The sequence below is a fragment of the Sphingobium aromaticiconvertens genome (assembly GCF_037154075.1).
GTDB lineage: Bacteria > Pseudomonadota > Alphaproteobacteria > Sphingomonadales > Sphingomonadaceae > Sphingobium > Sphingobium aromaticiconvertens.
The window spans coordinates 857,841-876,104 of record NZ_JBANRJ010000001.1; the positions used below are offsets into that span (position 1 = coordinate 857,841).

21 protein-coding genes and 1 pseudogene are annotated in these 18,264 nt (G+C 64.5%); 8 read left to right on the forward strand and 14 right to left on the reverse strand.

Annotated elements, in window-relative coordinates; all coding sequences use genetic code 11:
• Positions 1-44: 44 nt before the first annotated feature.
• The 6 genes from WFR25_RS04260 to panB form a co-directional block, all read right to left on the reverse strand.
• Complete coding sequence (locus tag WFR25_RS04260) at positions 45-485, reverse strand: Hpt domain-containing protein (RefSeq protein ID WP_336968858.1); 441 nt, start codon at positions 483-485, stop codon at positions 45-47.
• 91 nt (positions 486-576) lie between these two features.
• Positions 577-819: a sulfurtransferase TusA family protein gene (locus tag WFR25_RS04265; protein ID WP_419723139.1), complete on the reverse strand. Its 243-nt coding sequence runs from the start codon at positions 817-819 to the stop codon at positions 577-579.
• Between the two features lie 4 nt (positions 820-823).
• Positions 824-2,188, reverse strand: coding sequence for a ribosome biogenesis GTPase Der (gene der / locus WFR25_RS04270; protein WP_336968860.1), 1,365 nt, complete (start codon positions 2,186-2,188; stop codon positions 824-826).
• A gap of 130 nt (positions 2,189-2,318) precedes the next feature.
• Positions 2,319-3,653, reverse strand: a complete 1,335-nt coding sequence (locus tag WFR25_RS04275) for an outer membrane protein assembly factor BamB family protein (protein WP_336968863.1) — start codon at positions 3,651-3,653, stop codon at positions 2,319-2,321.
• Between the two features lie 21 nt (positions 3,654-3,674).
• Positions 3,675-4,373: a tetratricopeptide repeat protein gene (locus tag WFR25_RS04280; RefSeq protein WP_336968865.1), complete on the reverse strand. Its 699-nt coding sequence runs from the start codon at positions 4,371-4,373 to the stop codon at positions 3,675-3,677.
• 67 nt (positions 4,374-4,440) lie between these two features.
• Positions 4,441-5,313, reverse strand: coding sequence for a 3-methyl-2-oxobutanoate hydroxymethyltransferase (gene panB, locus WFR25_RS04285; RefSeq protein ID WP_336968868.1), 873 nt, complete (start codon positions 5,311-5,313; stop codon positions 4,441-4,443).
• A gap of 125 nt (positions 5,314-5,438) precedes the next feature.
• Here panB and WFR25_RS04290 point away from each other — a divergent pair, with 125 nt between their 5' ends.
• Both WFR25_RS04290 and WFR25_RS04295 read left to right on the forward strand, forming a co-directional pair.
• Positions 5,439-6,113 carry a hypothetical protein gene (locus WFR25_RS04290; RefSeq protein WP_336968869.1) on the forward strand — a complete coding sequence of 225 codons (675 nt, stop codon included), beginning with the start codon at positions 5,439-5,441 and terminating at the stop codon, positions 6,111-6,113.
• A gap of 71 nt (positions 6,114-6,184) precedes the next feature.
• Positions 6,185-6,964 (forward strand): hypothetical protein, encoded by a 780-nt coding sequence (locus WFR25_RS04295; RefSeq protein ID WP_336968872.1) that lies wholly within the window; start codon positions 6,185-6,187, stop codon positions 6,962-6,964.
• Between the two features lie 20 nt (positions 6,965-6,984).
• Here the strand turns inward: WFR25_RS04295 and WFR25_RS04300 are convergent, their stop codons facing one another.
• The 6 genes and pseudogenes from WFR25_RS04300 to WFR25_RS04325 all read right to left on the reverse strand — a co-directional run bounded on the left by WFR25_RS04300 (position 6,985) and on the right by WFR25_RS04325 (position 12,463).
• A complete protein-coding gene (locus WFR25_RS04300) occupies positions 6,985-7,506 on the reverse strand; it encodes a phosphoribosyltransferase (protein ID WP_336968874.1) in 522 nt (173 codons plus the stop codon).
• Positions 7,507-7,520: 14 nt separating this feature from the next.
• Entirely contained in the window at positions 7,521-8,540 is a 1,020-nt protein-coding gene (locus tag WFR25_RS04305) for a bile acid:sodium symporter family protein (protein ID WP_336968877.1), read from the reverse strand.
• Positions 8,537-9,568 carry an adenosine deaminase gene (locus WFR25_RS04310; protein WP_336968880.1) on the reverse strand — a complete coding sequence of 344 codons (1,032 nt, stop codon included), beginning with the start codon at positions 9,566-9,568 and terminating at the stop codon, positions 8,537-8,539. Before WFR25_RS04310 ends, WFR25_RS04305 begins: the two co-directional genes overlap by 4 nt.
• Entirely contained in the window at positions 9,565-10,884 is a 1,320-nt protein-coding gene (gene guaD, locus WFR25_RS04315) for a guanine deaminase (RefSeq protein ID WP_336974660.1), read from the reverse strand. Before guaD ends, WFR25_RS04310 begins: the two co-directional genes overlap by 4 nt.
• A 16-nt stretch (positions 10,885-10,900) precedes the next feature.
• A pseudogene (locus tag WFR25_RS04320) lies at positions 10,901-11,065 on the reverse strand (NCS2 family permease); the annotation flags it as partial.
• 180 nt (positions 11,066-11,245) lie between these two features.
• Positions 11,246-12,463, reverse strand: a complete 1,218-nt coding sequence (locus tag WFR25_RS04325; RefSeq protein WP_419723140.1) for a penicillin-binding protein activator — start codon at positions 12,461-12,463, stop codon at positions 11,246-11,248.
• Positions 12,464-12,474: 11 nt separating this feature from the next.
• Between WFR25_RS04325 and rsmI the strand changes: the two genes are divergently transcribed.
• The 4 genes from rsmI to WFR25_RS04345 are packed head-to-tail and all read left to right on the forward strand — an operon-like array spanning position 12,475 to position 15,308.
• A complete protein-coding gene (gene rsmI, locus WFR25_RS04330; RefSeq protein ID WP_336968882.1) occupies positions 12,475-13,308 on the forward strand; it encodes a 16S rRNA (cytidine(1402)-2'-O)-methyltransferase in 834 nt (277 codons plus the stop codon).
• The gene (locus WFR25_RS04335) at positions 13,305-13,658 is read left to right on the forward strand and encodes a YraN family protein (RefSeq protein WP_336968883.1); all 354 of its coding nucleotides are present in this window, start codon (positions 13,305-13,307) and stop codon (positions 13,656-13,658) included. Before rsmI ends, WFR25_RS04335 begins: the two co-directional genes overlap by 4 nt.
• A 35-nt stretch (positions 13,659-13,693) precedes the next feature.
• A complete protein-coding gene (gene gshB, locus WFR25_RS04340; RefSeq protein ID WP_336968885.1) occupies positions 13,694-14,668 on the forward strand; it encodes a glutathione synthase in 975 nt (324 codons plus the stop codon).
• Positions 14,669-14,699: 31 nt separating this feature from the next.
• On the forward strand, positions 14,700-15,308 hold the full coding sequence (locus WFR25_RS04345; RefSeq protein ID WP_336968886.1) for a DedA family protein: 609 nt from the start codon (positions 14,700-14,702) through the stop codon (positions 15,306-15,308).
• Here WFR25_RS04345 and WFR25_RS04350 read toward each other — a convergent pair.
• Entirely contained in the window at positions 15,305-15,604 is a 300-nt protein-coding gene (locus tag WFR25_RS04350) for a hypothetical protein (protein ID WP_336968889.1), read from the reverse strand. The two genes, WFR25_RS04345 and WFR25_RS04350, sit on opposite strands and share 4 nt — an antisense overlap.
• A gap of 59 nt (positions 15,605-15,663) precedes the next feature.
• A complete protein-coding gene (locus WFR25_RS04355; RefSeq protein ID WP_336968891.1) occupies positions 15,664-16,560 on the reverse strand; it encodes a tyrosine recombinase XerC in 897 nt (298 codons plus the stop codon).
• Between the two features lie 100 nt (positions 16,561-16,660).
• Between WFR25_RS04355 and WFR25_RS04360 the strand changes: the two genes are divergently transcribed.
• On the forward strand, positions 16,661-17,539 hold the full coding sequence (locus tag WFR25_RS04360) for an MBL fold metallo-hydrolase (protein WP_336968893.1): 879 nt from the start codon (positions 16,661-16,663) through the stop codon (positions 17,537-17,539).
• Positions 17,524-18,231 carry a DUF4230 domain-containing protein gene (locus WFR25_RS04365; protein ID WP_336968894.1) on the forward strand — a complete coding sequence of 236 codons (708 nt, stop codon included), beginning with the start codon at positions 17,524-17,526 and terminating at the stop codon, positions 18,229-18,231. The genes WFR25_RS04360 and WFR25_RS04365 overlap by 16 nt, the downstream gene beginning before the upstream one ends.
• Positions 18,232-18,264: the final 33 nt, after the last annotated feature.

The following is an 18,264-nucleotide window of genomic DNA, read 5'->3' on the forward strand; positions in this document are numbered from 1 at the left end:
AAAGCAGGCTGGCGTCGGCCCGCTCGACCAAAACCCTCAGGGCGTCAGCCTGCCCGGCCAAAACCCTGCACGCGCGGTTCGACCCGGCGGCCAAAGGCGACGGGGCGGCGGACCGCCAAGGGGCTGGCATCGCGATCGAGTAACGCCATCGTCTCGGTAAAGCAGGGGCGCAGGCCCACCACGATCTCGATCAGTTCCTCCGGGTTTTCGTGAAACTCCACGCAGCGGCGGGCGACCATCTCGATATCTTCGGCCATGCTGCTCAGGCGATAGCTGCCGAACTGGGCGGATTCGCCCTTCAATGTATGCGCAGGAAGGACCAGCGACGCAGCGTCGCGAGCGCGAAATGCCGTCTCGATAGCGGTGATCGACTTGTCGCCATCCTCACGAAAATAGCCCAGGATACGCAGGAAACCCGCGCCCAGCTCGGCCTTCATCCGATTAAAATCGGACCAGTTGACCAATTCGGTCTCATGATAGGACAACTGCACACTCCCCGCCTAGATAACAGGACGCTACGCGGTCAGCCGTAAACAGGGGGTTAAAGCGTGACGGATTGAAGTCATTACGGAAGGATTATTGTTGGCAGCTTAGCTGGAATGTCGCTTCGCCGAAGACCGCGAAGGTCCAGCCATGCTGGATCGCCAGCGCGCGCAATTCCGTTTCCGCGATCGGATCGTCCGCTCGGATCATGATCCGCGCCGCTTCGCGCATTGCCCGCGCGGCACGCAGGGCAGGCCAGGGGCATTTCATGCCCCGCGCGTCGATCTCGATTGCGACCCCCGCCATTGATCCGCCCGATACCGACAGGTCCGTCATCGGATCACTTGTTATCGAAGGGGTTTTTCGCGCTCCGCAGCGTCAGCCGAACCGGCACCGCGCCAAAGCCCAGTTCCTTGCGGATACCGTTCACCAGATAGCGGCGATAGCTTTCGGGCAGGTCGTCCAGCCGGGTGCCGAACAGGATGAAGCCGGGTGGCCGGGTCTTGGCCTGGGTGATGTAGCGCAGCTTGATCCGCTTGCCGCCGGGGGCGGGCGGGGGATTGGCCTCCAGCGCGCTCTCGAACCAACGGTTCAATACGCCCGTCGACACGCGCATCGACCAGGCGGAGCGCGTCTCGAACGCTACCTTGATGAGGTCGTCCAGCCCCTTGCCGGTGGTGGCTGACACGGTCATGATCGGCACGCCGCGTATCTGCGCCAGTCCGTCGAACAGCGCCTGTTTGATCCCCTGATACAGTGCCGAACCATGTTCGACCGTATCCCATTTGTTGAGCGCGATGACGAGGGCGCGACCCTCCTCCAGCACCCGGTCGGCGATACGCAGATCCTGCGCCTCCAGCCCGCGGGTGGCGTCGAGCAGCAACACGACCACCTCGGCGAAGTTGACCGCGTTCATGCCATCGGTGACGGCCAGCTTCTCCAGCTTGTCCTGCACCTTGGCGCGTTTGCGCATTCCTGCCGTATCGATCAGGCGGACGGGACGATCCAGCCCTTCCTCATTGGTCCACATCCAGTCGACGGCGATGCTGTCGCGGGTGATGCCCGCTTCCGGTCCGGTCAGCAGGCGATTCTCACCCAGCAGGCGGTTGATCAGCGTCGACTTGCCGGCATTGGGCCGCCCGACGATGGCAAGTTTCAGCGGCGCGCTTTCGTCGTCCTCGTAAAATTCCTTTTCATGCTCGAACTCTTCGCGCTCCAGATGGGGGAGCAGCGCCTGGAACAGATCGGCCATGCCCTGACCATGTTCGGCGGAAAAGGGGATGGGTTCGCCCAGGCCCAGGCTGAAACTTTCCATGACGCCATCATCGCCCGCCTTGCCCTCGGCCTTGTTGGCGACCAGCACGACCGGCGCATCGTTGGCGCGCAGCCAGCGGGCGATCTCTTCGTCCAGCGGGGTGATGCCCGCGCGGGCGTCGATCATGAACAGGGCGACGTCGCAATTCTCGACGGCCGCTTCCGTCTGCATCCGCATGCGGCCGGGCAGGGACTGCGCGTCCTCATCCTCATAGCCTGCGGTATCGACGATCGTGAAATCAAGGCCCAGCAGATGCGCCTCACCCTCCCGCCGGTCGCGGGTGACGCCGGGCTGATCGTCGACCAGCGCCAGTCGCTTGCCGACCAGGCGGTTGAAAAGGGTGGACTTGCCCACATTGGGCCGCCCGACAATGGCAACGGTGGGCAGCATGGTGTGGCCCGTATCCTTCTATAAACAACTAGCCTCTGTTCCGGTTTGACGAACCGGAACAGAGGCTGGATTCTCTTGTTCGCACCGATTTTCGAATCGCCGGATGAAGCCATCCGACGGAAAATCGCTTTTAGCGCAGCGCCGTCAGCTTACCGTCATCGGCCAGCAGATACAGTATGTTGTTGGCGACCACGGGTGACAGCGACATCGACTTGTTCATGTCCACCTTCGCCTGCATGGTGCCGGTCGCCGGGTCCACATATTCGAGTTCACCCCGCGTCGATACCACGATCAGGCGTCCGCCCGCCAGTACCGGCCCGGTCCAGCGGACCGCGTCCTTCTTTTTCTTCGCGCTCTTCCAGCGGCCAAGGTCGCTGATCCAGCGAATCTTGCCGGTGGCGCGTGCGACGCACAGCAGCTTGGCCTCGCTGGTGACGACGAACACCCACTCGCCCGCCACCCAGGGGGTGGAGATGCCCGCGATGTTGATTTCCCAAAGGCGCTGGCCGCTCACCAGTTCGTAGGAAGCCATGCGGCCACCCTGACCGATGGCGAAGACCCGGCCCCGGTCGATCACCGGATCGGCGTCGATGTCGGTCAGCGATGCGACGGCAGTGGAGATGCTCGTGCGCGACAAGGCATCGCCCCACAGCGTCCGGCCATTTTCGTAGCGATAGGCGTTGAGTTCGCCCGAGCTATAGCCCGCGATTACCGTGCCCTGTGCCGCCGCCGGGGCGGCCACGCCGAACACGCCGGTGGTCTGGAGCGTGCCGCTGTCGGTCCACTGAACCGCGCCGTCCACCTGCGACAGGGCAAAAATCTGGTTGTCCTGGCTCATCACATAGATATGGCCATTGGCGATTGTCGGCGCGCCACGCAGCGGGCCGCCGGGACGCTTTTTCCACACGATCGACCCGTCCGCCACATTGAGCGATGCGACGTCGCCAATGCCGGTGCTGGCGAACAACTTGTCGCCCAACACGCTGACGCCGCCGCCGAACAGCGCGCGGCCATTGCCCTCGGCGGGCAGGGGCGTCTGCCACAGCTTCGCGCCGCTGGCTGCGTCGAAGGCATTGATCTTTGCATCCGCGTCGATGACGAACAGCTTGCCGCCCGATATGACCGGGGATGCGGCCAGCCGCGCCTGCGGCTTGCTGCCCGCGATCCCGGCGCTCCACACCTGCGCGGGCGAAGCGCCCAGCGCGGGATGGCCCATCGCCTTGGACGGATCACCGCCCGGTTGCGACCATTCCTCATTGGCGAGCGGTTCTGGCAGCGTCACCGGCACATCGGCAATCGCCGGATCGACCTCTACGCCCTGTTCATTCGACAGGATGGAGACGCGCTTGCCCACGACCGGGGTCTTGGGTCCGCCCTTCTTGCCACCGACGATGCCACAGCCCGACAGCAGCCCGATGATCGCGGCGGCCGTCACGGCGCGGCGCAGGGCCACGGATGTTGTCATTCTCTGCATCGCCACTCGCTCTTATCCCTCAGTCGGTTCGACGGGTACTTCCACCGCATCGATCCCCAATAGTCCTGCCATCTGTCGCGCGCGTGAACGGATCGACGGGGGCGCATTGTCATCCTTGGCGATCGCCGCGAAGATCGGGCCGGCCAGGTCTGGCTTGCGCAACTTCATATAGGCGATTGCCGTCATCTCCCCGGCGCTGCCGAACCAGGGCGCACCCTCGATCGCTAGCGGTTTCAGCCGGTCGACGATCTGTTGCGGCGCTAGGGTGTCGAACTCCAGCGCGGACTGGCGAATGAGCGCCAGATCGCGATAGGGCTGGTCGAGCTTGGTATCGGCGGCCATCGCCTTGTAGGCGGCGATTGCCCCCTTGGTGTCGCCCTTGCGTGCGGCGGTCCCGGCCTTCACCAGTTGCGCCGACGCGGCAAAGCCCGGTTGGCTCGTCTGCGTCAAGGCGTCCAGCGCCTTGGCGTCGGGCGTGCCGCCACCGTTCGCACCGTCCAGCACCTTGGCGAATTGTTCGGACACGGCATCGGACTGTTGCTTGCTGTAGTGCTGCCAGTAAAGCCAGGCGCCGAACAGCGCGAGGCCAACAATCACCGCGCCAAAGACCCAGCGGCCATAGCGCTCCCAGAAGGTCGCAAGCTGGTCCTGACGGACAGCGTCATCGACTTCGCGCATGAAGGCTTCGCTATTTTGCGGCGTCAGGGCCACGACATTCTCCAGACACAATCAGGGCAATCAGGCGCGACCATTAGGGCGCGCGGGGGCCATAGGCAAATCACTTTTTGGGGCGATAAACCTGATCTTCGGTCGGGAACTGCCGTGTCCTGACTTCGGCGGCGTAGCGTTCCGCCGCTCCTTCGATGGTTTCGCCGATCGCTTCATAGCGTTTGACGAAGCGCGGAACCCGGTCGAACATGCCCAGCATATCTTCCGTCACCAGCACCTGTCCGTCGCAATGGGCCGACGCGCCAATGCCGATCACGGGGATGTCCAGACTGTCGGTAATCGCTACCGCCAGCTCCTCCATCACGCCTTCCAGCACCACGGCGAAGGCACCCGCCTGCGCGACGGCGCGGGCGTCCGCCATGATCCGGGCATGTTCTTCCTGGCTCTTGCCGCGCGCGCCATAGCCGCCCAGCGCGTTTACGGCCTGCGGGGTCAGCCCGACATGGGCCATTACCGGAATGCCGCGTTTGCTGAGGAAAGAGATGGTTTCGGCCATCGCCTCGCCCCCCTCCAGCTTTACCGCCGCGCAGCCGGTTTCGGCCAGAATCCGGCTGGCGCTGGCAAAGGCTGCCTGCGGCGATGCCTCGTAACAGCCGAATGGCATGTCGACCAAAACGACGCTGTGATAGCTGCCCCGCACGACCGCCGCGCCATGCGCGCACATCATGTCCAGCGTCACCGCCAGCGTGGAGGGCAAGCCATAGATCACTTGTCCCAGCGAATCGCCGACCAGCAACATGTCGCAATGCGGGTCCAGCAATTGCGCCTGCCGCGCGGTATAGGCGGTCAGCATCACCAGCGGTTCCGCCGTCTTCCCCTCGAACTTGCGGCGCTGGATCGCGGGCACGGTCAGCCGCTTCATCGGAGCAGGGGTGGGATTGGCGCGGCTGGTCGCGGTGTCGATGGTGAAGGTCGTGGACATGGGATGGATGACTAGCCCCCTTGGAGGAAGGTCGCAACAACGCAGCCGCATAGCGTTCCGTCGACACCAGTCTTCACGCTCTATAAGCCTGAACATCCCGGCACGGACGAGAGGCCCATTATCCGATGAACTTCATGCAATGGCTGAACTCGCTCGACGAATTGCTGTTCGAGGTCATTAGCTGGATCGTCTTTTTCCCGGTGACGCTCTGGAAGGCCTTGCGCCACCCGCTGGCGATCATGGAGGCTACCGAAGCCGAACTGCAAAAGCCTGATGATGAACAATTCACCCGCGTCCTCAGCCCGCCGCTGTTCCTGGTGATCGCACTTCTGATCTCGCATGCTTTGGAACTGGCGGTCGTCGGTGACAATCCGATCGTCGGCGATCATCATGGTCTGGCGGGACTGGTCAACGACAACGGCTCGCTGTTGCTGCTGCGCCTGATCGTCTTCAGCGTCTTTCCCATCATCTTCGCGACCCGGCTGGTACGCGCCCGGCATGACCCCCTGGATCGCGCAACCCTTAAGGCGCCCTTCTACGCCCAATGCTTCCTTGTCGCGCCATTCTCGCTTGCCCTCAGCATCGGTTCGGTGTTCATGCGTGACTATGGCGTCCCGCTGGCGCCTCTTGTCGGACTGGCGCTGATCCTGGGCGCCTTGATCAGCTATGGGCTGGTGCAGTCGCTATGGTTTGCGCGAAAACTCGACCGGCGGCTGTTCGTTGGCTTTGGCCAGGCCAGCATCGCCATGGTCGAATCCCTCGCTGTCCATATTCCACTTCTGTATCTGTTCGCGCTCTGACGCGGTTACTATGGGAGTTCTGTCGTCCCCCGTATATGAGTCGGGACCACACCAACAGGGGAGTGCCCGTCATGCGCCGTTTCCGTTCCGCGCTCATTCTTTTCGCCGCGGCATCGAGCATGATCGGGGTTGCACAGGCGCAGACCCCGCCCGCCCTCAGCGATCTGGAAGGCGCACGCGCGCCGGGCGGCGAAACCCAGATGCAGGCGCGTGGCTATGTCTATGTCCGGGGAACAACGGGCGACGATCGCAAATGGGGCTATTGGTGGAACGCCGTGCAGCATCAATGCGTGTCGGTGGCGACGATGGAGGGGCGCTTCGCCTCGATCGTCACGACGCCGGCGCCCGATTGCGGCAAAGCGGCGGCGCGGCCCGCGGCAGTGGATGGGCGCTACGAGGAGGGGCGGGGCACTCCGCAAGCCTATGGCGGCGCGATCGACCTTGGCCTCGTCTGCTTCGGCGATGGGCGTCGTCCCCAACTGGCGACCCGCTATGGCTGGACCTGGAATGAGCGGCGTGATCGCTACGACTATGGCAACCGGACGGAGCTGGCGACGGAGGATTTCGACGCTTCGGTGATGATCCAGATATGGGATGGGGGTGGCCGCATCCGCCTGCCGCGCAAGCTGATCCCGCCGATCCATTCGCGCGGGTCCGAAGGCTGGTGGGATCTTCAGGACGTTGCGTCCGGGCCGGACCGGATTACCGCCACCTACCGGCTCAACGGTCTCAACAAGCCCCGCGTACAGATTGACAGGCGCAGTGGCCGGGTGACGATCCAGGGGATGTCGGACTATGGTTTTCGCGGTACGTGCGACCTGATCGACGGGCAGGATCACCGCCGCTTCTAGAATATGTTCTCAGGCGGAGCCTATAGAGTCCGCTCCGGCACCGCCTGCGAATCCTCGATGATGGCATGGATTTCTGCAACGGCCTCCCAGGGGAAGACGAACCAGTCCTTGGTAATGTCCCGGTCGATCTGCCGCGCGCTGAAATCCACCCGCTCGACCGACCGGATATTGTCGATCAACATGGCGAAGCGGATATTCCCCTCGTCCGCCCCATCCTGCAACAGCGCCTGCCGCAGCGCCTGTATGGTGCGGCCCGTGTCGTTGATGTCGTCGATGAACAGCAATTTCTCGCCCGCCGCACTCCGCTGCGCCAGTTTCACCAGCAGGTCGTCGGAGAAATCCGGCACTTTGGTCGAATAATCGACCGACAGCATCGGGCAGCCTGTCGCGTGGCTCAGGAAAGTGCCGGGGACCAGGCCGCCACGACCAATGCCGATGATGAAGTCGGGCTTGAAGGGCGACGCGCGCAGCGCCTTCGCCAGCGTCATCACATCGGCCACGAAATCGTCGAAGGAGACATAGGTCAGGGTCGGCTGTGTCACAGGCGAATCGTCCGTTATCGGGCAGGAGGGGATGCTATAGCCGGGACGATCCCGGAATCGGAAATCGCATCCCGCTCCGCCTGCGCGGCATAGTGGCGCGCCAGCAGGGCGCAGGCCATCAACTGGATCTGGTGGAACAGCATCAACGGCAGGATGATCGGCCCGACCATGGCGGCGGGGAACAACACGCCCGCCATCGGCACGCCCGACGCCAGGCTCTTTTTCGATCCACAAAATTGCAGGACGATCCGGTCCTCGCGCGAAAAGCCCAGCGTCCGCCCCAGCGCCCAGCTAAAAATCAACACCGCCGTCAGCATCGCAACGCACAGCCCCGCGATCAGCAGCAGTTCGTCCCACGACATACGCTGCCACAGTCCTTCGACGACGGCCGCGCTGAAGGCGGTATAGACGACCAGCAGGATCGACGTGCGATCAACCTTCGCCAGCAGCCCCTTATGCCGTCCGATAAAGCCGCCGATCAACGGGCGTAGCAGGTGCCCGGCCACGAACGGCAGCAGCAGTTGCAGGAAGATGCCCTCCACCGCACTCATCGATAGCCCGCCCCCCGGCGCGGTCGTATGCATCAATAATGTGACCAGCAGGGGCGTCAGGAAAATACCCAGCAGGTTGGAGAAGGAGGCGCTGACTACCGCCGCCGCGACATTGCCCCGCGCGATCGCGGTGAAGGCGATGGACGACTGAACGGTCGATGGCAGCAGGGTGAGGAACAGCAGCCCCGCGCCGACCATCGGCGGGATGGTCGGCACGGCGGCCACGCCCCAGCCGATCAGCGGAAAGAGCAGGAAGGTCATTCCCAGCGTCGCCAGATGCAACTTCCAGGCGCGCGCCCCGTCCCAGATCGCTTGGCGCGACAGCTTGGCGCCATGCAGGAAGAATAGCAGCACGATCCCCGCGTCGGCGGCGATAGTGGCGACGCTGGCCCATTGTCCCCGCGCGGGCAGGAAGGATGCCAACAGCACCGTGGCGATCAGGATCATCAGAAAGGGGTCGAGAAACTGCCTGATCCGGTTCATGCGGAGACGTCTCCGTTCAGCCGCGCGACGGTGGCGTCCAGTTCAGCCAGATGCGCGGCAATCGTCTCATCCGGCAGAAAAGCGCCCAGAAAACTGTTCCGTGCCAGCGTCACGAAATCCGCTTGGGTCAATTGCCCCGACGCGGCCAGCGCGCGGTAATTGTCGTTTACATAGCCGCCGAAATAAGCCGGATCGTCGGAATTGACGGTCGCACGCAATCCCGCATCCAGCATCCGCCGCATCGGATGCGCGTCCATGCTTTCGACCACGCAGAGTTTGAGGTTGGAGAGCGGGCAGACGGTCAGCGTCATCGCCTCGCGCGCCAGCCGCGCGGTCAGCACCGGGTCTTCCAGCGCGCGATTGCCATGGTCCAGCCGGTCGATCGCCAGCAGGTCCAGCGCCTGCCAGACATAATCGGGCGGCCCTTCCTCACCCGCATGAGCGACGCGCTTCAGGCCAAGATCGGCGGCTGCGGCAAAGACCCGTGCGAATTTTTCCGGCGGATGTCCGACCTCCGAGGAATCGAGGCCGATCCCGGCGATCCGGTTGAGCCAGGGTTTTGCCGCCTCCAGCGTTGCGAAGGCTGCTGCTTCATCCAGATGGCGCAGGATGCAAAGGATCAACCGAGAGGTGATGCCGAACCGCTCGCGCGCGGCCTCCAGACCCGAATGCAGTCCTTCGATCACTACGCCAAAATCGATGCCCCGGTCGGTATGCGTCTGTGGATCAAAGAAAATCTCGGCATGGCGCACACTATCCGCTGCTGCCCGCTCGGCATAAGCGAAGGCCAGATCATGGAAATCCTGCCGTGTCCGCAGCACGTCCGCGCCCTGATAATAGATGTCCAGAAAATCCTGTAGCCGCGTGAAGTTGTAGGCGGCGCGAATCTCCTCGACGCTGGCGTAGGACAGGGCGATGCCGTTGCGCTGGGCCAGCGCGAACATCAGTTCGGGTTCCAGCGACCCTTCAATGTGCAAATGCAGCTCGGCTTTGGGCAAAGCGGCGGCGAAATCGGCAAGGGTCGTCATCCTGTCTCCTGCCCGATGGACGAATGGGAACGCCGGTGGGCCAACGTCCCGGCAATATAGGTTCGCGCGACGGCGCGGTCATCGCCCAGTATCTGCAAGGTGAACAGGCGCTCCGCAAGGCTGGCGCCCGCCGTCCGGCGCGCGAGCAGCGGCGTTGCCTGTTCATCCAGCACGATGAAATCCGCCTCCTGCCCCTCGGCCAGCGACCCGACCCGGTCGCCAATCCCCAGCAGTCGCGCGCCGCCTGTGGTCGCCAGATGCAAGGCGCGGAACGGGTCCAGGCTATGGCCGCGCATCTGGCAGGCCGCATAGGCCGCGCCCATCGTATGGAGCAGCGAAAAGCTGGTGCCCGCGCCAACATCGGTGCCCAGACCCAGTTTCAGGCCCGCCGCTTCGGCCTGCGCCATGTCGAAACAGCCTGACCCCAGAAAGAAGTTGGAGGTGGGGCAGATGGCGACGCCCGCACCTGCCTGCGTCATCCGCGCCATGGCCCGATCGCCCAGATATATGCCATGGGCAAAGACCGATCGCGATCCGACCAGCCCGAACCGGTCATAAACATCGAGATAGTCGCGCGCGTCGGTGAAGCGCGCGGCAACGGCGGCGCACTCGCCCCGGTTCTCGGCCAGATGCGTCTGCATCAATATGTCGGGATGGGCCGCCAAGATCGCGCCCGCATCCGCCAGTTGCGCGTCGGAAGAGGTCAGCGCAAAGCGCGGGGTCACGGCATAGCCCAGCCGCCCGCGTCCGCGCCAGCGGGCAATCAGCGCTTCCGTCTCGGCTCGCCCGCTGGCAAGGCTGTCGCGCAGGAAATCCGGTCCCCGGTCCATCAATATCTTGCCGGAAATGACCCGCATGTTGCGCGCCAGCGCGGCCTCGAACAGGGCATCGACCGACCCCTCACGCACGGTCGCGAACACCAGCGCGGATGTCGTGCCGTTGCGGAGTAACTCATCGAGGAAGAAGGCCGCCACGCTATCGGCATGGGCGCGGTCGGCAAAGGCTGCCTCCGCCGGGAAGATATGGCGGTCGAGCCATTCGAGCAGTTGCGCGCCATGCGCCGCGATCCGGTCGGTCTGCGGATAATGGACGTGCGTGTCGATGAAGCCCGGCACGATCAGGCCACGCAGCGGTTCGATCGGCGCATTGACAAAATGTGGGGCAAAACGCGGGGCGAGGTCAGCAAAGGCGCCGCGCGCCAGCACCAGCCCGTCTTCGACCACCAGCAGCCCGTCAGGCTGGTGGATGACCGCCGCGTCACCCGCACCGGCGGGGTCATGGGACACCGATAATATCTCGCCGCGATAGGCCCGCATCGGGTCAGCCACCCGCCATTCCGGTTTCGCCTGGAATCGCAGGATTGACCAGGACGATATAAGCCATCGTCAGGAAGGTGTTCGTCCCGGCGAGCGCCTCCTTCCGTACCGTGGTGCCGCGCGCGGATAGTCCGAACAGACGTTCTGTCAGGCCCGGTGCGGCTGACGGATTGTCGCTCATGCTGGAGGCCCTTGCGGGCTTTGGAGGCAGGGCGTCATGAGGTTTCCCTTGATCCGTTCGTCGCCCAGTTTTCGGGTTTTGGCAGGCGGATGGCAATGCTCATTTCCTGCGCGGATGGCGAGTGGCGTCACAGATGGCATCGAGTGGAACCAGCGGCCCGATCCCACCCGATGGAGCGAGCTATTCCCCGAAGCCGCGCGGGGCTGGGTCAGCGACGGAGAAGGCACCGGCGCCGACTTCGGACACTTCCAGCGCGCGCTCGGCAACGCCATTGCGGTCGAAGCGGAAGGCGCCGTCTATCCCGGAAAAGCCGCCATTGTCACGCAGGCGTGCGGTAGGAAAGGCCGTGCCCGGCTTCCAGTCGCGGGCAATGCGGACCGTCAGCAGCACCGCGTCATAGCCGAGCGATGAGAGGCGGAAGGGGGCATTGCCGTAGCGCGTGCGATATTTGGTGGCGAGTTGCCGGTACAGCCCGTCCGAGACGCTGGCGAACCAGGCCCCGCGCATGGCCGGACTGGCCGCCAATGCGCTTTCGGTATTCCACAATTCGGTACCCAGCAGCCGCGCACTTGCGCCGCCATTCTTGCGAACGATGGGGGCGACCTGAATGGCCACCCGTCCGCTGTCGGCGATCAGCAGCGCGTCATAGCTCGATGATCCTTGAAGCTTCTTGACCGCCGCCGTTATCGACGCGGGCGTGCGGTCAAAGGTCTGCATGGAGACGACCGTGCCACCGGCCTGCTCGACCGCGCGCAACAGCGCCGTGCCCGACCGCTCGCCATAGGTTCCGCGCGGCACCAGCGCGCCGAAGCGGGACAGGCCCTTGCCGCGCGCAAAGGTGACGACGCGCTCGATCGACTGGTTGGGGTTGTATCCCATCAGGTAGACGCCGTTGCCGGCGACGCTGACATCGTTGGAAAAGCTGATGACCGGTACGCTGGCGCGGGCGGCGATCGGCCCGACGGCGCGGGCGTCGTCCGCCAGCAATGGTCCCAGAATCAATTTGTTGCCGTCCGCCAGTGCGCGCGACGCGGCGGCGGCGGCGCCCAGATTGGTGTCATAGGTGGTGATGCGAACCTTGTCCGCCTTCGTATCCAGCAGCGCCAATGTCGTGGCGTTGGCGATCGACTGGCCGACCCCGGCATTGGGACCGGACATCGGTACCAGCAGGGCGACACGGTTGCGCGCGGTATCGGTGGGCAGGCCGGGGCCAATGTCCGGCCCGGTCGGCTGGGCGGGACCGCTGGGCGTGGTCGGCCCCGTCCCCTTGGGCACGATCGATTGACAGGCAGCGACCAGCAGGGCGCTGGCGGCGAAGGCGATCCGCGCGGCTCGTTTTGCTGTTAGAAACGGGCCGACGAACATGGCCGCTTGCCGTGGGGTATCCGTCTCTGTCATCTGGCGTCCTTATGGAAAATGCGCTCGAACCCGGCCTTTATATCGTTGCTGGCCCTATCGGCAACCTTGGTGACCTCACCCCGCGGGCGGCCGAGATACTGTGTCGCGCTGACGTGATAGCGGTAGAAGATACGCGGGTAAGCGCCAAATTGCTGCGCCATGCCGGGTCCGACAGGCCGATGGTCCCCTATCATGATCATAGTTCGGACACGCTGCGCGCGAAGCTGATCGAACGGATGGCGGGCGAATCGGTGGCGCTGCTGTCGGACGCCGGAACGCCGCTGATTTCCGATCCGGGCTACAAGCTGGTGCGTGACGCGCGCGCGGCGGGGCGGCATGTGACGACCTTGCCCGGTCCCAGCGCGGCGATCGCAGCGCTGACGCTGTCGGGCCTGCCGACCGACCGTTTCCTTTTCATGGGTTTCCTGCCGTCCAAGGCGAAGGCGCGGGGCGATATATTGGCCGAGGTTGCGGCGTTGCGCGCGACGCTGATCTTCTACGAGAGCGGTCCGCGCCTGTCCGACAGTCTGGCCGCCATGGCGCAGGGACTGGGCAACCGCGACGCCGCCATCTGCCGCGAGATCAGCAAGACCTTCGAGGAGGCGGTGACGGGCACGCTGGCCGATCTGTCCACTCGCTATGCCAATGCGCCGCCCAGGGGCGAGATCGTCGTCATCGTCGGCCCGCCCGGCGAAGCGCCCCCGGCCAGCGCCGAGGATGCCGACGCGGCGCTGAAAGAGGCGATGACCCGCCTGCCGGTATCCAAGGCCGCAGGGGAAGTCGCCAAGGCGCTCGGCCTCGATCGGCGCACCCTCTATGCCCGCGCGATGGAACTAAAAGGATGACGCGGAAACAGGCGGAGCAGCGCGGGCGGCAGGCCGAGCGGATCGCCGGCTGGTGGCTGCGCCTCAAGGGCTGGCAGATACTGGCCCGGCGCGCCCGCACGCCGCTGGGCGAGGTCGATCTGGTCGCGCGGCGGGGCAGCATGATCGCCTTTGTCGAGGTGAAGGCGCGCGCCAGCAACGCAGCGCTGGACCTTTCGATCGACGAACGGCGGCTGGCGCGGGTCGCGGCGGCGGCGGAAATATTGTGGCACGACCTTGCCCGGCCCGGCGACGATATGCGGATCGACGTCATGCTCCTTGCGCCGGGGCGTCCGCCACGCCATCTGACCAATGTCTGGCACGGGGGCTGACCGCTTCCGTCCTTCCTGTCGAAAGAGCGTAGCGCATGACTGTACTCAATCCCCTGACCGTCGCCGTGCAGATGGACCCGATGGAGGGCATCAAGATCGGGGGCGATTCGACCTTCCACATCATGCTGGCGGCTCAGAAGCGGGGGCACAGCCTCTACCATTATCTTGCCCCGGACCTGACCTATCGCGACGGCCGGGTGCTGGCGAAGGCGCGGCCGGTAAAGGTGCAAAAGGTCGAGGGCGCGCATTTCGTCTTTGGCGCCTCCGAAGTGCTGGACCTTGGCCGGGACGTCGATGTCGTGCTGATGCGGCAGGATCCGCCCTTCGACCTGTCCTACATCACTGCCACCCATATGCTGGAGCGGGTGCAGGAAGAAACGCTGGTGGTGAATGATCCGGCATCGGTCCGTAACGCGCCCGAAAAGCTGTTCGTACTCGATTATGCCCGCTTCATGCCGCCGACCATGATCACGCGCGAGCTTGAGGAGGTGAAAAGCTTCCTCAAGCAGCATGGCGAGATCGTGGTGAAGCCGCTCTACGGCAATGCGGGCAATGCGGTCTTCCATGTGGGGCAGTCCGGCGCGAACCTCTCGGCGCTGGTGGAACTCTTCAAGGCTTCGTGGGTCGAGCCTTTCATGGTTCAGGCCTTCATTCCCGGCGTCTCCCAGGGCGACAAGCGTATCGTGCTGGTGGATGGCGAGGTGGCAGGGGCCGTCAACCGTATTCCCGGTGCGGGAGAGATACGCTCGAACCTCGCGGTTGGCGGATCGGCGGCGAAGACCGAACTGACGGACCGGGAACGCGAAATCTGCGCGGCGATGGGACCGGAACTCAAGGCGCGGGGCCTGTTGTTCGTCGGCATAGACGTGATCGGCGGCGAATGGCTGACCGAAATCAACGTGACCTCGCCCACCGGCATCGTCTCCATCGACGCGTTCGACGGAACCGACACGGGCGGCATGATCTGGGACGCGATCGACGCACGTCTGGCGGCGCGGGTCGCGGCCTGACCCGCATGGCTCTTTCCATGATCCTTGTCCCATGACCGACTGGGTTCTGAACCTTATCGACGCGGGTGGATATTGGGGCATTTTCCTGCTGATGGTGCTCGAAAACATCTTCCCGCCCATACCGTCCGAACTCATCATGGGGATCGGTGGCATCCGCGTGGGGCAGGGGCATATGGACATGAGCCTGCTGCTGCTGGTCGGCACGCTGGGCACTACGGTCGGCAATTATTTCTGGTATATGGTGGGTCGGCTGTTGGGGTTTGAGCGGCTGAAGCCCGTGGTCGATCGCTACGGCCGTTGGGCAACGATGGAATGGAAGGATGTCGAGGCGCTGGACCGATTGTTCGAAAAATATGGGCAGGCGGCGGTGTTCGTGTTTCGCTTCCTGCCGGTGTTTCGCACGATGATCTCGTTGCCCGCGGGCCTTTTCCGCATGGGCGCCATACGCTTCCTGTTATGGACGGCCGCCGGTGCCCTGGTCTGGAATCTGGTGCTCGCCTATGCGGGCTATCTGCTCGGTTATCATTTCAGTGAGATCGACAAATATGTAGGCCCGGTCGCGACCCTGTGCGTGGTCGGCGCGATCGTCGCCTATCTCTGGCGGCTCTTCACCTGGAAGCCGACGCCAAATGAGCGCTAAAAGGGCACTTTGAACGTCACCATCGCGCGGTTGGACGTGGTGCCGTTGCCAAAGCTTGCGCTTTCGACGTGGATATTGCCCTTCACCTGGCCGAACAGACCGATCTCCGCCCGTCCCAGCGGCGGCTCGGTGGATAGCGGCTCCCGCTCGACCCGCTGGCTGAGGCGGCGGCCCGTGACGATGATGCCGCCAGTATCGGTGGAGGCGGCCGTCTTGCGGAGATCATAGTCGATAGGAATAATGGGCACCGCCGCAGCGGCAGCACTTTGCAGGCTTATCAGCAGGCGGACCATCATCGCCAGTCTCCCACATATCAGCCCGCAGCTTTGCGTGCCAATATGGCGACAAGATGGCCTCAGGCCCTGGGATGCGCGTTGCGATAAACGTCCAGCAAATGCGCCGCATCCACCTGCGTATAGACCTGGGTAGAGGACAGGCTGGCATGGCCCAGCAGTTCCTGCAACGAGCGCAGGTCCGCCCCGCGCCCCAGCAGATGGGTCGCGAAACTGTGGCGCAACGCATGGGGCGTGGTGCGATCCGACAGGCCCAGCCGCCCGCGCGCGCCCTGCACCGCGCGACGGATGAGCGCAGGCGACAGCGGCCCGCCGCGCGCGCCCCGGAACAGGGCTTCCCCCTTCTCCAGCGGCCAGGGACTGGCCTCGACATAGGCTTCGATCGCCGTGCGAACTTGCGGAAGCAGCGGCACGATGCGGGTCTTGTTGCGCTTGCCCGTCACCCGGATCGTCTCGCACAGCGGTAATATGTCGCCGGTCAGGCCCATCGCCTCGCCAATACGCAGTCCCGCGCCATAGAGCAGTAGCAGCACCGCCCAGTCCCGCGCGCCAATCCAGTCTTCCCGCGCCGTCTCTGCTATATCCTGCGCCAGCGCCACCGCTTCGTCGGGAGATATGGGTCGGGGCAGGCCGCGCTTGACGCGTGGTCCCTTCAGGACGGGCACATGGGCGTTTTCGCCACCCGCAAAGCGCAGAAAACCGCGCACGGCCGACAATTCTCGCGCCGCTGAAAGATTACCGATGCCGTCCATACGCCGATCGGTCAGGAAAGCGCGAAGGTCCGCCTGACCCAGATCCGCCAGCATCGCCCGCGTGACCCCTGCGCCCCGATGTTGCCCCAGAAAGTCGATCAGACGCTCAGCGGTGGCCACATAGGCGCGCACCGTATGCATCGACCGGCGCCGGTCGAGCGCCAGATGGCGACGCCATTGTTCGGACAGGGAAGGCTCGGGCGTCATGCGCGCGATGATAGGGCAGGGTGAAGCCTAAGGGAATCCCCAAGGGACAGGCTGCCGCGCCACCCCTTGAAATATGCGCCAAAATAGGCACATGGGAAGGATGGACACGCCCTTTGATCCGGCCGACATGCCGACCGGCATCTGCATGCGCCTGTCGCCTCTGGTGAGTCGCGTGCTGGCGCCGAACCCGTCGGCCTTCACCTACACCGGCACGCAGACCTATGTCGTCGGCACGGATACGCTGGCAGTTATTGATCCCGGCCCGGATGAACCAGCCCATCTCGACGCGCTGACGGCGGCGATTGCCGGGCGGCCCGTCGTGGCGATCCTGTGTACCCATACGCATCGCGATCATAGTCCTGCCGCGCGCCCGCTGGCGGACCGGACCGGTGCGCCGATCATCGGTTGCGCGCCGCTGACGCTGGACGATGACGGGCCACGCGCGGATGCAGCGTTCGACGCCAGCTATCGCCCAGACCGGATCTTGACCGATGGGGAACAGGTGACGGGGGAGGGCTGGACGCTGGAGGCGGTGGCGACGCCCGGCCACACATCGAACCATCTCTGCTTTGCGCTTTTGCAGGAAAGCGCGCTGTTCACCGGCGATCATATCATGGGGTGGTCGACCAGCGTCGTATCGCCGCCCGATGGCGATATGGCCGCCTATATGCGCTCCATGCAGCGGCTGATCGACCGGGATGATAAAGTCTATTATCCAGCCCATGGCGAGCCGGTCGCCAGTCCCCAGCGCTGGGCGCGGGGCATGATGGGCCACCGCAAACAGCGCGAAGGCCAGATATTGCGCCACATCGCCACGCCGGATGGCGTCACCATTCCGCAGATGGTGGAACAGATGTACAAGGGCGTCGATCCCCGCCTTTATGGCGCGGCGGGGCGTTCGGTCCTCGCCCACCTCATCGACCTTGACCAGCGCGGGCTTGCCGCGGCAGGCGCGGATGGCCGATGGCACGCGCGCTAAGGGCCTGGCCGGCGGCGCTGGCCATCGGCATCGTCCTGGCTTTCGCGTTGGTAATGTGGATCGGCTGGCAACGCTATGACCGAGACTATGTTGTGACGACGGAGGATGACGGGAGCGCCGTCACCCAGATCATTGCCGAGCGGTTCGCGGGCGCCAGCAGTCTTAAGGTGTCCGAACTGTCGGGTACGATCCAGAGCACGGCGCGCGATGTGCGCGGCTTTGGCTGGTTGAGGTCGGATCAGGTGGTGAAGATGCCCTTTTCGGTCGACTATTTCATCGATGCGTCAAAGATCGGCCCCGACGATCTGGAATGGATTGAAGGGTCGCGGACGCTGATCGTCAACGCGCCGGACGTGACTGTGGCGCGACCCAATGTCGATGAGGCGCGCCGGACGCTGGTGCGGACCAGCGGCATGTTCGTGACCCGGCAGGCGGGCGAGGAACTTAGCCGCCGGACGTCCGCCCATGCACAGGGCAAGGCGCTATCCGTCGCCCGCTCGCCCGAGCGGATGGCGCAGGCGCGCGAAAATGGCCGCAAGGCGCTGGGCCGTCTGCTTGGCGCGCCGCTGGCGAAAATGGGTTATGGTGAAACGCGGGTGGTCGTGACCTTTCCTTCGGAGCGGCCGGCGCGCAATACAGAACAATGGGATGTGACCACGCCGGTCAATCAGGTACTGGCGAAACATAGATAAGCAAATCTGCCGCGCGGGTAGGCGCGAGTTGGA